Origin of the sequence: Microvirga calopogonii (assembly GCF_003347665.1) — a bacterium.
Taxonomy (GTDB): Bacteria; Pseudomonadota; Alphaproteobacteria; order Rhizobiales; family Beijerinckiaceae; genus Microvirga; species Microvirga calopogonii.
The window spans coordinates 88,217-102,320 of record NZ_QDGA01000004.1 but is presented as its reverse complement, the minus strand read 5'-3'; the positions used below and the strand labels follow the sequence as shown (position 1 = coordinate 102,320).

The following is a 14,104-nucleotide window of genomic DNA, read 5'->3' as shown; positions in this document are numbered from 1 at the left end:
ATCATGGACCCTTGAGCAGAAGGACGCGCATTACCGCTTCAGGTTCATCAGAACGTCGAGCAGTTCGGATCCCGTCTGGAACACCTTGGAGTTCGCCGTATAGCTGGTCTGAGCCTCGATCATCGCCGTCAGTTCGGTGCCGATATCGACGTTCGATCCTTCCAGGGCACCGGACGCGATGGACCCGAAGCCGGACATCTCCGGGAAGCCGACCTGATAGCCGCCGGACTGAGCCGTCGTCTCGTAGACGTTGCCGGCGCGGGGGCTCAGGTTGTCCGGGCTCGCAACATTGGCGAGCGGGATCCGATAGGCTCCGACCCGCGTTCCGTCCTCGTAGACGGCATAGACCGTTCCGTCGGATGCGAACTCGACATCCTTCACCGCCGACGGCGCATTGCCGTTGGCCTCACCCGTGACGTTGTATTCGCCAGCGAGTTGCGTCATGCCCGCCATATCGAGAGCGAAGGGCTCGCCGCCGGGAACGCCGAAGTTCAGGACGGACGGGCCTGTCAGCTGGCCATCCGCGTTGAAGGTCAACGTCATAGATGTCGTGGGTAAGGGAACGAGAGGATCGGCCGTCGTTCCGTTCGCTACACTGATGTTCCACTGCGTATCGCTGATCTTCGACAGCTCGATGTCGATTTTGATCGGGTTGCCGACCTTGTCATAGACCTGGAGCGAGGACTGCTTGCTGACGGCCGGAAGTGCGACGACAGCCTCACCGTCCGGCAGGTTTCCCTTGAAGGTGCCCTTGGTTGAGCCGCTGGCCTGCATGGCGAACGAAGACATGTTGACCGGCTCGACACCGTCGAGGCTGTTCAGCGATGGGCTCACCGCCCCTGCTCCCAGCTTGTACCCCATGAGCGTGAAGCCATAGGCGTTGACGAGGTTACCCGTTCGGCCGTCCTTGACGAAGTTGCCGGCGCGGGTGAGGTAGGGGGATCCGCCCGGATCGGTCACCACGAAGAACCCGTTGCCGGAGATAGCGAGATCCGACGAAGATGTCGTGTAGGCGATCGGCCCCTGATCGGCGATCGTGTAGCGAACGCGGCTCGTGACGGAACCGGAATTGTAGTTTCCTTCGCTCGACGGCAGGATCAGAGACGAGAACTCGGTCGAGGCGCGCTTGTATCCAGTGGTGCTCGAGTTCTGGATGTTCTCGGCGACGGTACCCAACTTGTTCGACTGGGCGTTCATGCCGGAAACGCCACTACGAAGAACGCCATAAAGACTCATCTGAAGCTCCTACGGTTTCAAACTGGACCTAACACCATGACGCTTGTGCGAAGCTGTGTTCCGTTCCAGGGATGATGATGTTGCGATACGTGAACGGCTCTATTGCTTGAGGGCCTGAGCCAGATCCATGAAGGCGTCGCGGCTCGCAGGCATGGACGGGTCCTGTCGCAGCGCCTCGTAGATCTTCGGGACGAGAACGACCGCCTGGTCCAATTCCTGATCGTTGCCCGGATGATAGCCACCCATCAGCCTGAGATCGCGCGTATCCTCGAAGCGCGCGATCATTCCGCGGAGACGGCGCACCAGTTCCTTCTGATCCGGCGACCACACATGATCGGCCAGTCGCGAGATCGAGCCCAGAACGTTGATAGCAGGATAGCGCCCCTGATCGGCGATCGCGCGATCCAGGACAATATGGCCATCGAGCGTTCCGCGAATATTGTCGGCGACAGGATCGTTGTGATCGTCGCCGTCGATGAGAACGGAGAAGATGCCCGTGATGGAGCCCCTCCCCTCCGCTCCGGGACCCGCTCGCTCCAGCAGACGAGGCAGGTCGCTGAAGACGCTGGGCGTGTAGCCGCGGGCCACGGCAGGCTCTCCGGCCGCCAAGGCCACGTCGCGGGCCGCATGGGCGTAACGTGTGACGGAATCCACGATGAGCAGGACGGAGTCCCCGCAATCACGGAAATACTCCGCGATGGACACCGCCGTGCGTGGCGCTTGGCGCCGCATCATCGGGCTCTCGTCTCCCGTCGACACCACCATGACCGACTTATGCAGGTTGGCGTGGATGGGCCCTTCGAGGAATTCCCTCACCTCGCGGCCGCGCTCACCGACCAGCGCGACAACGATGGTGTCGAAGCCTTCGCATTTGGCCAGCATGGTCAGGAGAGTCGACTTGCCGACGCCCGAGCCCGCGAAGATGCCGATACGCTGCCCCTGGCAGAGCGGGGTAAACAGATCGATGGCCTTGACGCCCGTTCTCAAAGGCATCGTGACCCTTGCCCGCGTCATGGCGGATGGCGGCTCGGCGTCGTTCCGGACCGGATCGTGGCCCGGCATGAGAGGCCCGAGATCGTCAAGCGGCTCGCCGAGAGCATTGATGACGCGCCCGCGCCAGGTCTGATCCGGCCGCAGACCCGTATCGCTCACGATGAAGACGGGCGTTCCGATTCCAGCTTCGATGCGGCCATTAAATGGTTTGACCGTGACGCCGCCGTCGTCGATGCGGACGACCTCTCCGATCTGCGTCTTTCCATCGGCGGAAAAGCCTACACGATTCCCGAGCTTCACGAATTGCGACAGACCCGCGACGCGGTAGTAGCTTGGGTTGACTTCACGGATGGTGCCGCTGACCTGGATCTTCCGGCGTCCAACCGCTTCGGACAGAACGAATTCTTCAAGCCTCTGGAGCGCGTTCATTGCGGCCGTCAGGTGCTGGGGCCAAGGGACCGGATGGCATCCATGAAGGTCGATTCGCTCTCCTGGATGGTCGTCGCAGCGCTATCGAAGTTCCTTTGAACCGCGATCATCTTCGTCATTTCCAGAACGGGATTGACGTTCGATCCTTCGCTGTAGCCCTGCTTAATGCCGTTGGAGTTGAAGTCCTGGACGACTTCACCCGGAATGCTGGACATGACGCCGGAATTTCCGAAGCGGCTGAGCCGGCTGTCGTTGCGCAGATTGAAGAGACCGATTGCCCCGACCTGATTGGTCCCCTGCGTGATCGTTCCGTCGTGGCCGATGGTCGGAGCACCTCCCATCGGATCGAGCGCGATGGGTGAACCGCCGGCGTCGAGAACCCGATAGCCCTCGACGGTGAGAAGATCGCCGTTCTCGTTCATCTTGAAGCGGCCGTCCCGGGTATAGACGGCGCCATTGGGGCCATCGAACGCGAACCAGGCCTCGCCTTGAACCGCGACGTCGAGCGGATTGTCGGTCTTCACGACGGGACCGGTCCGCCGGGACACGTAATTGTGTCCGGAAGACGCGAAGGACACGTTCTCCTTGGCCGCGAGCGAGAGGATTTCCTCGAATTTGACCTCGTCGGCCCTGAAGCCGCCCGTGTTCATGTTGGCAACATTGTTCGCAATCGTATTGAGTCGCTTTTCCATGGCCACCTGGGCGGACAATGCGACATAAAGCGAGGATTGCATCGAGGAGCTCCGGCCTTTTCTCTCATGAGGGTGGACAGTGGAGCCAGCCCTGATGGGGCGGCTTCCGTCTGCCGCATGAACCTGGCCGAGGGGTAGCCGAACAGCCTTGCATGAGGCTTGCCCCATCGTTTCCAGCTTCACGCAAGCCTCCGCGATTAAGACTGGTTCAACAGGTTGGACTTTCGCAAAAGGGACCACAACGTTGGGCGTTTTGATCGGATTGGCAGTCGCCATTGGCTCGCTCGTGAGCGGCTATGTCGCCATGGGCGGTCACTTGGCTGTGATATGGCAGCCTTGGGAATACGTGATCATCTGCGGCATCGCGATCGGCACGTTCATCATCGCGAACCCCATGCCTCTGGTGAAGGACACCGGCCGGGCCGCTCGCGAGGCGATCTCCGGAACAGTTCCGAAGAGAGACCATTACCTCTCTATCCTGGGCCTGCTCTACGCTCTCATGCGGGAACTGAAGAACAAGCCGCGCAACGAGGTGGAAGGGCATATCGACCAGCCGGAAGAATCAGAGATCTTCAAGGCCTTCCCGAGCGTGCTGAAGGACAAGGACCTCACCCTGTTCATCTGCGACTATGCGCGCCTCATCATCATCGGCAATGCTCGCCCCCATGAGATCGAAGCCCTCATGGAAGAAGAGATCGCGACCCTCAAACGGGACCGCACGAAACCCTATTACTCCATCAACACCGTATCCGAAGCGCTCCCGGCCCTCGGCATCGTGGCCGCTGTCCTCGGCATCGTGAAGGCTCTCGGCGCCATCGACCAGTCGCCCGCCATCCTGGGCGGCCTGATCGCCTCGGCGCTCGTCGGGACCTTCGGCGGCATCTTCATCTCCTATGCCTTCCTGTCGCCACTTGCGAACAAGGTGAAGGCCACCCGCGAAAAGCAGACCCGCGTCTACGTCATCGTCAAGCAGGCCCTTATCGCCTACATGAACGGCGCCCTGCCCCAGATCGCCGTGGAGCATGGCCGCAAGGGCATCTCCGTGGATTACCGCCCGACCATCGACGAAGTTGAAGCCGCCACGACCACCGGTGGCCGCAGCGAAGACTTGAAAGAGGCTGCGTGATGACGAGCGGGACACACAGCGCCACCGATATCCGCGATATGCTGCTGGACGCGGCGGGCCTTTCGCTCGACCGCCTGCCGATGCTCCACGTGATCTTCGACCGCATGTCGACCAGCTGCGCGGAGCATCTGCGTCACATGGCGGCCTCGCCCATGTACTACTCGCTTAGCGGGCTTGAAAGCGGACGCATCACCGAAATCCTTGAGATGTACGAGTCGAACGCGGTAGCGGGCATTTTCCACGCTCCGGAGTGGGACAGCCACATCCTGATCGGCTTCGACCGCGACTTCATCTACACGATGGTCGAGGTTCTCTTCGGCTCCGACGGCTCGGAGCCGCCGGTCGAGGAACCGCGGGGTTTCTCGAACATCGAACTCAAGATGGCCCAGACTCTCTTCGAGCAGGTCGCTAAGGCCCTCCAGGCCTCCTTCTCGCTGGTGGTCGATACCAAGTTCAAGCTCGAGCGCATCGAGACCCGCATGGACTTCGCGGTGATCGGCCGGCGGAACAATCAGGCCGTCGCGGCGAAGTTTCTTCTCCAGGCGCTCAATCGTGGCGGCGAGATGTTCGTTATCATCCCGCAATCGGTTCTCAACCCAATGCGGAAGGCTCTCTCGCAGGTGGTCACCGGCGAATCCTCGGGCCGCGATCCGCGCTGGATGAAGCAGATCGCCACCGAGGTGAAGAAGACCGAGGTGACGCTCAAGGCCGTTCTCGAAGAGCGGTTCCTCTCACTCGGCGAGATCGCGGATCTCAAGATCGGCGACGTCATCGAGCTGCAGGCGACGCCGCGCAGCCGCGTCAAGCTCGAGAGCAATCAGCAAGGACTCTTCTGGTGCCATATCGGGCAGTCGGAAGGATCCTACGTTCTCAAAGTCGATGAGCTCATCGATCAGGAAAAAGAGTTTCTCGATGACGTCCTCCCTCGCTAACGCCATTCTCTTCCTCGCGCTCGTCATTACCAGCGTCATGGTCGCGGTGATGTACCGGAAGCTGAGAAAGCTCGACCGTTATCATGCCGAGTATCAGCAGATCTTCGACAAGACCGGAACTGCCCTTCTGACCGCTCAGAACGCGGTGACGAACTTCGGCAGGGAAGGCAAGGAAACCCTCGTTCTCCTCAGCCAGCGCATCGAAGAGGCGCGGGCCATGTCCGAGCGCCTCGAAGGCCTCATTCGAGACGCACGTCAGCAATCACAGCCGCGCCCCGGCACCATCAACTCGTAAGGTCCGCTCCCATGACGAATCCATTCGAACCCAAGCAAGACAAAGCCGTGTGGCAGCAGGAAAATGCCTTCGAGGGCGCAGGCCTGAACGACGACAAGCTGGGAGGCGGGAAAAATCTCGACTCGATCCTGCGTATTCCCGTGACGATCCAGGTCGTCCTCGGCTCTGCGACCATGCCGGTCGCCAACCTGATGAAGCTCGGACGCGGCGCGATCGTTCCTCTCGACCATCGGGTCGGCGAGCCGGTCGATGTGGTCGTGAACGGACGCATCATCGCCCGTGGCGAGGTCGTGGTCGTCGAAGACGACAACTCCCGATTCGGCATCTCCTTGACCGAAATCGTCGGACCTCCCACCAACGATCTTAACGGCTGAATCGGCTTTACCGCATGGTCGCTCACATTCCCATGAAGTCGAATGGCACGAAGGTCCTGAAAGGGCCCGAGCGCGTCGCAACACTTCTCTTCGCCATGGGGAAGCCTGCCGCGAGCAGGATCCTCAAGCATTTCAGCGAAGAGGAGATTCGTCTCGTCACGAAATCCGCCGCGCAACTCGGGCCAGTCTCCCCGACCCAGATCGAGCAGCTCGTCGAGGAATTCGCGTCGAATTTCTCCGACGGGGCGGACCTGATCGGCGGTGCCGCCCATATCGAGAAGCTGCTGACCGGGATTCTGAGCCCGGAGCAGATCTCCAGCATCATGAGCGAGGTCGTCGGCAATGCGAACCGGAGCATCTGGGAACGCATTTCGACAGTCAGTGAAGGCGCGATCGCGTCCTATCTCATGAAGGAGCACCCGCAGACGGCGGCTCTCATTCTGTCGAAGGTCAAGCCGTCCTGCGCCGCGAAGGTGATGACCCAGCTGCCGCAGCCGTTGCGGAACAATCTCATGCGGCGCATGCTGAGCATGAAGCCCATCGTCGACGAGACGATGAAGAACATCGAGAAGACGCTGCACGACGATTTCATGGCGAACTTCTCGAAGAATGCGGGCTCCGACACGCACGCGAAGATCGCCGACATCATCAACAAGATGGAACGGGATCACATGGAGGATGTGCTGAGCAACCTCTCGTCCGTTCGCCCGAAATCGGCCGAAATTCTCAGAGGCCTGCTCTTCACCTTCGATGATATCGTGAAGCTGACGCCGAAGGATCGTACGACCCTCTTCGATCAGGTTCCGCCGGATCGGGTCGTCCTCGCCCTGAAGGGCACGAACGACGAGTTCCGCAAGGTGGTGCTGTCGGCCCTGTCCTCGCGCGTCCGCCGCATGATCGAGCACGAACTCAACAGCAAGGAGCCCTCGGCTCATCGCGACATCGCCGAGGCCCGACGCACCATCACGGATCTCGCGCTGGAGATGGCCGGTCGCGGAGAGATCGTCATCAACTCAGAGAACGAGGATGAAGCGTACTTCTAGCGAATCGCGCAGATCCGACGGATCGCCCGAACGATGCACTGCTTTAGGGATTGAGCATCGGATACTTTCCCGGAGGCGTATTCCGCTTCCGGGCCCGATACTCTAGCGGCCGAACCTCGGATCATGTCTGACACGGACGACCAGGACAGTAAAACAGAAGCGCCTTCCGATAAGAAGGTCAGGGACGCCATCGAGAAGGGGAACATCCCCTTCTCGAGAGAAGCACCCCTGTTCGCTTCCATCGTGGGGATCCTGATCGTCCTGGCATTCGCCGTCCGCGGCACCACCAAGACGCTGACGGAAAATCTGTCGCTCTTCGTCAACCGCCCGCAGGACTTCCGGCTCGATTCCGGTACGGACGCCATCGCGCTGATTCACGCCGTCGCGCTCGAAGCCGGTCAGTTCCTGATCCCGACGATCATCATTCTGGCAGCTTGCAGCCTTGCGGCGTCGATTCTGCAGAATGTGCCGTCACTCGTCACGGAGCGGATTAGGCCGCAATGGAACAGAATTTCGCCCGTGAGCGGCTGGAAGCGGATTTTCGGCCGGCAGGGGTTAGTGGAGTTTGCGAAATCGTTGTTCAAGTTCGCGACGATGACGCTCGTCAGCCTCCTGCTTCTGAAGTCGGAGCAATACAAGGTCCTGAATGCCATGTTCACCGATCCCTCCCTCCTTCCGGAGCTGATGCTGACCATGGCCATGCGGCTCGTCTCCGCCATCGCCATCGCGACGATCGTCCTTGTCGCCGCGGACCTGCTCTGGGCGCGCTTCAAATGGCACAGCGACCTGAAGATGACCAAGCAGGAGGTCAAGGAAGAGTACAAGCAGATGGAGGGAGATCCCATGGTCAAGGCGCGCATGCGCTCCCTGGCCCAGGATCGAAGCCGCAAGCGCATGCTGGCTGCCGTGCCCAAAGCCACCTTCGTGATCGCCAACCCGACCCATTTCGCCATCGCCATGCGCTACGAACGAAGCGAGGCCAACGCTCCGATCGTCGTCGCCAAGGGCAAGGACCTCATCGCTCTGAAAATCCGCGAGATCGCTGAAAAGAACGGCGTGCCCGTCATCGAAGACAAGCCTCTCGCAAGGTCCATGTATGATCATGTAGAAGTCGACCGGATGATTCCTCCCGACTTCTACAAGGCCGTCGCTCAGATCCTGTTCTACATCCTCACGAGGTCTAAATGAGAAGCCTTCGCCCCGTCGAAGCCGCTGCGCCGTCGAGAGAGCATTGGGATATTCAAGCGTTCGAGGAGGTGCTCGCCTGCAACCTCAAGGATGTCATCGCCGACTTCTGCCTCACGGATCCTGAGATCATCCGTTTCTATGCCGACAATCAGCTTCATGGAAACATGGACGAGATGCTGACCTCATCGGCCGAGCTCTATTTCAAGGGCAGAACGTTGTCGTACGGCTATGTCGCCCATGTCTGCTCCAGCCGCGAGGAAGCGTCCTGCATCGTTCTCGACATGGAATTCAATCACGAGTCGGTTACGGTCTTCTTCCAGCTGATTTTCGGCGCCTATTACATCGGCGTCAAAATCAGCGAGGTCCTTCTGGAAGCGGCTCTCCGCAAAGCGGATTTCGACCCGGCATCGTTCGGAAGAATTCTCTCGTCCGCCCGCCTGAGGCCGCTGCCGGCCCGGTTCAAGTCGCCGTACTGCTCTGCCAGCGCCATGCGCCACTGAGCATCAGAAAACGCGCTCCGATGCTGCACAAATTCTTCAACGTTGCGGGTCCGCTGACGATTACGGCCGCGATCTCGGCCTGCAGTTCCACCGACACGTCCTACCGCCCGGGGCCATGGGGACAAGGATATGTCCGCAGAGCTTACCCGGAATACGCCGCGCCTTGGGGCCGGCAGCTTACCGCCTCGCCGGTCTATATGGTTGCGGAACCTGACGTGCCCCCGATGGAAATCGTCGAGATCCCCGGCGCACGGCCTGGGAGTCGCCGGGAGCATCGCTTCGAACCGGATATGGGGCCGCTTCCCCCGTCGCCGGACATCTCTGTCGTGACGCCTCCCGAGCCCGAGTCTTTCGCGACGCCGCTTCCGGCTGCACCGAACCAGCCGTCATTTGCGGCAGGCTCAGCCCGCGCTGAACCCCAATCAAATCCTCCGGGGGTTTTCACCGCGCCGCAACGCGCCACCTCCTATGCCGGGACCTGGAATGCCAATGTCGGTGCAACCTCCTGCAAGGTACAACTCACCAGCGTCCCTTCCCTCGATCTCTACAAAGCATCGGCACAGGGATGCAAGGACGAGGCCGTCCGCAGCGTCAATGGGTGGAGCTTCCGCGAGAACCAGGTGGTACTCTTCTCGCGAGGGACCGTCGTCGGCCGCTTATCCGGAGCGGAAGCAGCGCTTGCCGGAATCCTGAGCGGCTCAGGATCCGAGATCAGAATGACGAGATAGCAGCTCGCCGTTTGGCGCATCGAGCCAGCGCAGAGAGCTGCATCGGCTCGATGCGCCGGCGAAAAAGAAGTGGCATGGGGCGGGATCCCGAAAGAGGGTCCCTTTTTTGCACCTGAAGCGTCAACCGTCCGAAGCCGTCTGCCCTCTGCTCAGGCCCGGCGCGTCCTCACAGAAGGTCTTGGCTGCCGGGGTCCATTGACCGAACCCGGTCGCGACCATGTTGGCGATCACGCGGCAAACATAGCGCTTCTGGGCCGGATCGTTGTTCGGGCCGGCGTGATAGCGCGCGACGGCCATCGTCCATGTCTCGTGACGGGTCTTGAGGTCCCTGAGAAAGCGGGCCGCATATTCCACGTTCATGCGGGGATCGAGCATGCTCGCCAGAGACGCGAAGTTCTCGCGATGATAGAGATGGTTGATCTGCATGCAGCCGAGATCGATCAGCTTCGCGCCGCTGCGGCTCGCCTCCTCGAATCGCTGCATCGCCTCCGCCGCGCTGTTGGAGAACACTGCCTTGCCTTCCACATTCATCGCGTAAGGTTGCAGGCTGCCGCGTCGTCCCGTTTCAGTCAATCCGACCGAGTAGAGCATGCCGATCGGCACACCGTACTTCGCCGAAGCGCGCATCATCTCCCGTTCGCACAGTCCAGACGGGGACTGAGCAACGGCCGAGGCCGTCATCCAGGCGTTAAAGGTAAATCCCGCCAGTGCGGCTGCCGCCAGAAGCCGAACCCTCGCCCCCGTCCGGATGGATCTCGGGTCCGCTGCCGCCATAACGGTCTCCCTGATGACGGGACGATTGGCCCTGCCCCGTGGCGGCACCCTGATCGAAGGACTGGCCCTGCGCCATGCTTCCCTGTTGCGGACGGTGGAACGATGAGCGGTCATGGGAGGCGGTTTCAGCAGATTGGATGGTGATCACGTCCGGACGATAGCCGGACACTTTGAGGAGGCTGGACAGCTTGTCCGCATCGTTTCGCAGAAGCTCGGCGGTGTCCTCGTGCTGAGCCTGGATCTCCATTTCGATGCTGTCGCCCGAGAGGCGCATTCTGATGGTCACGAGGCCGAGCTCGGCCGGCTTCAGCTGGAGATCCAAGACCCTGAGTACCCCGGCGGAGGCTCTTGCCGTGGCAACCCGGTTCAAGCCGTCATGCTGGAAGGAGGGTTGCTGTATCTCGGATGATGCCTTGGCATCCTCGATAATGGATCCTGCAAGATGCTGAAGCGTGGAGGACGGAAGAGAGCCCGGTTCGGCCTTCACCCCAGTCATCGGCGCCTGTTTTTGGACGTCCGAGCGATCGATCATGCGATCCGGGGATGCGGCTCTGACGGGTCCGCGGTCTTCACCATTCTCTGCGGCCTCTATATCGGCGGCTATCTCGGCTGATGCCTGGAATGCCTGATCGGCGTCGGGATGCAGGCCCTTCACTCCGTTGCTCTTGAGCTTCTCCTGAAGCATGTTCACGGGTGCCTGCCCGGCTTCCTCAATGGGAAGAGGCATTCCCGGCTCCGCTGGAGAGCCACTCAGGCCCTCGATGATGGGCTTGAAATGGGCCTCCTGATTCTGAACCGACACGGCGAGCTTCGATCCCAATCCGGTGTTGGCCGGACTCAAGTCTTCCAGATCCTGTTGCATCATGGGAAGGGAGGGCGACGCGAAGGATGCGCCAGAACGCCCTGAATCGGGATGGTTTCCATTGGCGGTTCGCGATAGAATACGGGGAAGAAGATTTTCGAGAATCGCATAGGCGGAACTTCCGGCCTCAAGGGCCGACCCGTCCTCGCAACCGTCGCGCGATGGCGCCTCGGGCAGAAGATCCTGCAACGGATCCGGGTCGGCTCCTCCGGCCATCGAAACAGTCTTTTCTCCCTCCGCACCCATCAGGACTGCTTCAAGCTGAGATGCCCCTATACCTTCGCTCGGCTGCCTTCCGGAGAATCCATCCAGAAGCGCGCCGAAGTCGGACATCGTGCCATTGCCTTTGCCGCCTTGGTTGTCCGAACCTGGAGAAGGATTGCGCGACGGAGCGTCCACAAGCCTCGGCGTTGTCTGTGACAGAAGGTCTAATCGGCTCATCTGCTTGCTAATGCCTAGTTCTTGATCAACTTGTCGACGCGGCTCAGGGCGTCACGTGCCTTGGATAGGGCCTGAAGCTGTTCCAGCCCTTGCGCAGGAGCGGAAGCGGTCGCCGGTACCCCGGTCGCGACCCTCGCCACCTCCGGCTTCGCCGAGGAAGCCTGCCGGGACTGAGCTTCAGGCACTCTGCGAATCTGATCCGCCATCGCGAGCGCGGAATCCAGCAGGCTCACGTCGCCGGCTGCGAGAATTGACCTGTCGATGCTGCGGAGGTCACTGACCGCGCCATCGATAAACTGCGGTGACGTGATCAGCGAAGCCGCCCGATAAAGCGTTGCCCTCGCCCCGCTCGCCTGATCCGATCCGGCCAGTTCCCGCGCCTTGTCGGCCAGCAATTGGGCCGATGTGGTAAAGCCCTGTTCGATCGACGACCGCGAAGCCAGAAGATACAGGTCGCGCCTTGCCTCGGGTTCGAGTTCGGCCATCATGGCCACGAGACCGTCGAAGCGCGACGCCTCCTTGCCAAAATCAACCCTGGTAAGGGCGGAAGCCAAGCGCTGACGGAAATTGCCGGCATAAATCGAGTGGCGGTAACGGCGCAGATAATCGGTGGCGAGCGCCTGGAACTTCTCCATCTTGTCGGTCTGGCTTGCGACGAAGACCTGCCTGCGCAGGGCTGCCTCTTCCAACAGGGTGCCGGGCGCCTGAAGCCTGACGAAATCCAGCAATTCGTCGGACTTCGCAGCATTCTTGCGCACGACGAGTGCCGATTGAGCCAGAGCCAGCTGCGCTCCCAGCATGGGAGGAAGGGAGCGAGGATCCAGGGATGCAAGCAGGCCTTGCGCCGCTTCCTCCCTTCCCTCGACATAGGCGAGGGCGCCTTCGATCAGCGGCCTGTCGCTGTCTGCAACCACGGAGGAGCCGAGCTCCAGAAGCTTCCTCAGAATGCTCGGGTTTCCGCCACTGAGCACCAAGGACACGGCAGCCTGCACGTTCTTGCTGGTCCGCCAGGTGTCCGGCTCCAGGTTCATGAACCTGTCATCCAGAATTCCCAGCAGGCCGCGCTGGGCAGCATGAGCCTCCGTCGAACCGACCGCGATCTGGTCCTGCATCAGATGCAACGTTCTCACGAGCTGCACCGGGACGGGAACTGCGATGGCCTCGACCTTCTGTTCCGCGATGGTCTCCGAATGCCCTCCGCTCTCGGCCAGGGCCGCGCCAGCGCCAAGGAATACGGATATCGCAATGAGAGGCAATGAACGACCTTTCATCGTGATCACTCCTGCAGAAGGATCTCGACCCGGCGGTTCTGATCCGCATTCGGATCGCTCGGGATCTTCGGATCCCGGTCCGCATGTCCCTCGACCCGAACGATCCGGCTCTCGTTCAGCCCGCCGCGAACGAGCATATACAGTGCCATCTGAGCTCGAGCCTGGGAGAGCCGCCAGTTGTCGTAATTTGCCGATTTGAACGGCCGGGCATCCGTGTGACCGCGGATGACGATCTTGCCCGGGCGCGACTGCAAAATTCTTGCGATCTCGGCCATGGCGCGCACGACTTTGGCGTGGGGCTCGGCAGAACCCACGGCAAACATCGTGAAGTCGAAATCATCCGTCAGGCTGATCAACGTGCCGGCGCCGGTCCGGCGCACTTCGATATGCGGCTTCGGCGACGCATCGTTGGTCGGTTGAACGGCTTTCATGATGTCCCGCTTGAGCTCCGCCGCCTTCTGGTCGGCCGCGTTGGCTGCGCGCGGATCGCTGCTCGAGGACTGCCCGGCCGCATCAGGCGTCGTGCCGTTCGATGCTGGCGAAGGCGCAGGTGCCTTCGGCTCGGGCCGGCTCCCGGCCGGCGCCTTCTGGCTCAAAGCGGCGACCACATCCATGATGGCCTTCGAAGGGGCAGGCGACGCGGTTCCGGGCTTCGGCGGCGTGTCCGTCTTCAGCTCCTCGACCGGCGCGACCTGCCAATACAGTGGATCGAAGGGATCCCTGAAGGCTTCGCCAGCCTTGAGCCCGGGCACCTCCGTATCGCCCGGCGTCGCGTCCGCGCCGAGCGTGTCATACGGGGTCACCTCAGGCTCATCGGCAATCCGGGCCAAAACCGCGTAGGGATCCTGGAAGAGGGCTCCCTCCTTGAACCGTGGCTTGCGCAGCTGGTGGGATTTTCCGCCCGTGCCCTCGCCGCTCCCCTTCTCCTTGCCGTCCTTGTCGTTGTCCGTCTTGTTGTCCGGCGGCACGTTCTGAGGGTCGTCGAGCCCCTTCTTGTTCGGGGTCGACTCCGCCAGTTGCACGGGATTGAAATAGTTGGCGACGCCGCTTCGGGTCTTCTCATCGGTCATGCCGATGAGCCACATGACGAGAAAGAACGCCATCATCGCCGTCATGAAATCCGCATGCGCGATCTTCCATGCACCACCCTTGACGACATCCTCACCATCGTCACCCCTGCGGACGATGACGATCTCCTGCTTGTCTGAACTCGCCATCGG

15 protein-coding genes are annotated in these 14,104 nt (G+C 61.3%); 8 read left to right on the top strand and 7 right to left on the bottom strand.

Annotated elements, in window-relative coordinates; translation table 11 throughout:
* Positions 1–30: 30 nt before the first annotated feature.
* The 3 genes from DDF70_RS06160 to flgF form a co-directional block, all read right to left on the bottom strand.
* On the bottom strand, positions 31–1,236 hold the full coding sequence (locus DDF70_RS06160) for a flagellar hook protein FlgE (protein ID WP_114943986.1): 1,206 nt from the start codon (positions 1,234–1,236) through the stop codon (positions 31–33).
* 99 nt (positions 1,237–1,335) lie between these two features.
* Entirely contained in the window at positions 1,336–2,658 is a 1,323-nt protein-coding gene (gene fliI, locus DDF70_RS06155; RefSeq protein WP_114943985.1) for a flagellar protein export ATPase FliI, read from the bottom strand.
* Between the two features lie 8 nt (positions 2,659–2,666).
* Positions 2,667–3,392, bottom strand: a complete 726-nt coding sequence (gene flgF, locus DDF70_RS06150) for a flagellar basal-body rod protein FlgF (RefSeq protein ID WP_114943984.1) — start codon at positions 3,390–3,392, stop codon at positions 2,667–2,669.
* A 202-nt stretch (positions 3,393–3,594) separates the two neighbouring features.
* On the opposite strand from flgF, the gene motA reads away from it, so the two are divergent.
* The 8 genes from motA (at position 3,595) to DDF70_RS06110 (ending at position 9,536) form a co-directional block, all read left to right on the top strand.
* Entirely contained in the window at positions 3,595–4,476 is an 882-nt protein-coding gene (gene motA / locus DDF70_RS06145) for a flagellar motor stator protein MotA (protein ID WP_114943983.1), read from the top strand.
* Complete coding sequence (locus DDF70_RS06140) at positions 4,476–5,408, top strand: flagellar motor switch protein FliM (RefSeq protein ID WP_114943982.1); 933 nt, start codon at positions 4,476–4,478, stop codon at positions 5,406–5,408. The genes motA and DDF70_RS06140 overlap by 1 nt, the downstream gene beginning before the upstream one ends.
* Positions 5,389–5,703, top strand: a complete 315-nt coding sequence (locus DDF70_RS06135) for a hypothetical protein (protein WP_114943981.1) — start codon at positions 5,389–5,391, stop codon at positions 5,701–5,703. Before DDF70_RS06140 ends, DDF70_RS06135 begins: the two co-directional genes overlap by 20 nt.
* An 11-nt stretch (positions 5,704–5,714) precedes the next feature.
* A complete protein-coding gene (gene fliN / locus DDF70_RS06130; RefSeq protein WP_245435386.1) occupies positions 5,715–6,077 on the top strand; it encodes a flagellar motor switch protein FliN in 363 nt (120 codons plus the stop codon).
* A 14-nt stretch (positions 6,078–6,091) separates the two neighbouring features.
* On the top strand, positions 6,092–7,120 hold the full coding sequence (locus tag DDF70_RS06125) for a flagellar motor switch protein FliG (RefSeq protein ID WP_245435385.1): 1,029 nt from the start codon (positions 6,092–6,094) through the stop codon (positions 7,118–7,120).
* 123 nt (positions 7,121–7,243) lie between these two features.
* Positions 7,244–8,308, top strand: a complete 1,065-nt coding sequence (flhB, locus tag DDF70_RS06120) for a flagellar biosynthesis protein FlhB (RefSeq protein WP_114943980.1) — start codon at positions 7,244–7,246, stop codon at positions 8,306–8,308.
* Positions 8,305–8,808, top strand: a complete 504-nt coding sequence (locus DDF70_RS06115) for a hypothetical protein (protein ID WP_114943979.1) — start codon at positions 8,305–8,307, stop codon at positions 8,806–8,808. The genes flhB and DDF70_RS06115 overlap by 4 nt, the downstream gene beginning before the upstream one ends.
* Positions 8,809–8,828: 20 nt before the next feature.
* Complete coding sequence (locus DDF70_RS06110) at positions 8,829–9,536, top strand: AprI/Inh family metalloprotease inhibitor (RefSeq protein WP_114943978.1); 708 nt, start codon at positions 8,829–8,831, stop codon at positions 9,534–9,536.
* 120 nt (positions 9,537–9,656) lie between these two features.
* Here DDF70_RS06110 and DDF70_RS06105 read toward each other — a convergent pair whose 3' ends face one another.
* From DDF70_RS06105 to DDF70_RS06090, 4 genes are all read right to left on the bottom strand, one after another.
* Positions 9,657–10,217 carry a transglycosylase SLT domain-containing protein gene (locus DDF70_RS06105; RefSeq protein WP_162820236.1) on the bottom strand — a complete coding sequence of 187 codons (561 nt, stop codon included), beginning with the start codon at positions 10,215–10,217 and terminating at the stop codon, positions 9,657–9,659.
* 7 nt (positions 10,218–10,224) lie between these two features.
* Entirely contained in the window at positions 10,225–11,388 is a 1,164-nt protein-coding gene (gene fliK, locus DDF70_RS06100) for a flagellar hook-length control protein FliK (RefSeq protein ID WP_162820235.1), read from the bottom strand.
* 239 nt (positions 11,389–11,627) lie between these two features.
* A complete protein-coding gene (locus tag DDF70_RS06095; protein WP_162820234.1) occupies positions 11,628–12,884 on the bottom strand; it encodes a chemotaxis protein MotC in 1,257 nt (418 codons plus the stop codon).
* 5 nt (positions 12,885–12,889) lie between these two features.
* The gene (locus tag DDF70_RS06090) at positions 12,890–14,101 is read right to left on the bottom strand and encodes a MotB family protein (RefSeq protein ID WP_114943975.1); all 1,212 of its coding nucleotides are present in this window, start codon (positions 14,099–14,101) and stop codon (positions 12,890–12,892) included.
* Positions 14,102–14,104 lie beyond the last annotated feature (3 nt).

What these genes read in the sequence shown, in the direction of transcription:
- DDF70_RS06160 (WP_114943986.1), bottom strand. Translation starts at nt 1,236, where the DNA reads ATGAGTCTTTATGGCGTTCTTCGTAGTGGCGTTTCCGGCATGAACGCC.
- fliI (WP_114943985.1), bottom strand. Translation starts at nt 2,658, where the DNA reads ATGAACGCGCTCCAGAGGCTTGAAGAATTCGTTCTGTCCGAAGCGGTT.
- flgF (WP_114943984.1), bottom strand. Translation starts at nt 3,392, where the DNA reads ATGCAATCCTCGCTTTATGTCGCATTGTCCGCCCAGGTGGCCATGGAA.
- DDF70_RS06140 (WP_114943982.1), top strand. Translation starts at nt 4,476, where the DNA reads ATGACGAGCGGGACACACAGCGCCACCGATATCCGCGATATGCTGCTG.
- DDF70_RS06135 (WP_114943981.1), top strand. Translation starts at nt 5,389, where the DNA reads ATGACGTCCTCCCTCGCTAACGCCATTCTCTTCCTCGCGCTCGTCATT.
- fliN (WP_245435386.1), top strand. Translation starts at nt 5,715, where the DNA reads ATGACGAATCCATTCGAACCCAAGCAAGACAAAGCCGTGTGGCAGCAG.
- DDF70_RS06125 (WP_245435385.1), top strand. Translation starts at nt 6,092, where the DNA reads ATGGTCGCTCACATTCCCATGAAGTCGAATGGCACGAAGGTCCTGAAA.
- flhB (WP_114943980.1), top strand. Translation starts at nt 7,244, where the DNA reads ATGTCTGACACGGACGACCAGGACAGTAAAACAGAAGCGCCTTCCGAT.
- DDF70_RS06115 (WP_114943979.1), top strand. Translation starts at nt 8,305, where the DNA reads ATGAGAAGCCTTCGCCCCGTCGAAGCCGCTGCGCCGTCGAGAGAGCAT.
- DDF70_RS06110 (WP_114943978.1), top strand. Translation starts at nt 8,829, where the DNA reads ATGCTGCACAAATTCTTCAACGTTGCGGGTCCGCTGACGATTACGGCC.
- DDF70_RS06105 (WP_162820236.1), bottom strand. Translation starts at nt 10,217, where the DNA reads ATGACGGCCTCGGCCGTTGCTCAGTCCCCGTCTGGACTGTGCGAACGG.
- fliK (WP_162820235.1), bottom strand. Translation starts at nt 11,388, where the DNA reads ATGGCCGGAGGAGCCGACCCGGATCCGTTGCAGGATCTTCTGCCCGAG.
- DDF70_RS06095 (WP_162820234.1), bottom strand. Translation starts at nt 12,884, where the DNA reads ATGAAAGGTCGTTCATTGCCTCTCATTGCGATATCCGTATTCCTTGGC.
- DDF70_RS06090 (WP_114943975.1), bottom strand. Translation starts at nt 14,101, where the DNA reads ATGGCGAGTTCAGACAAGCAGGAGATCGTCATCGTCCGCAGGGGTGAC.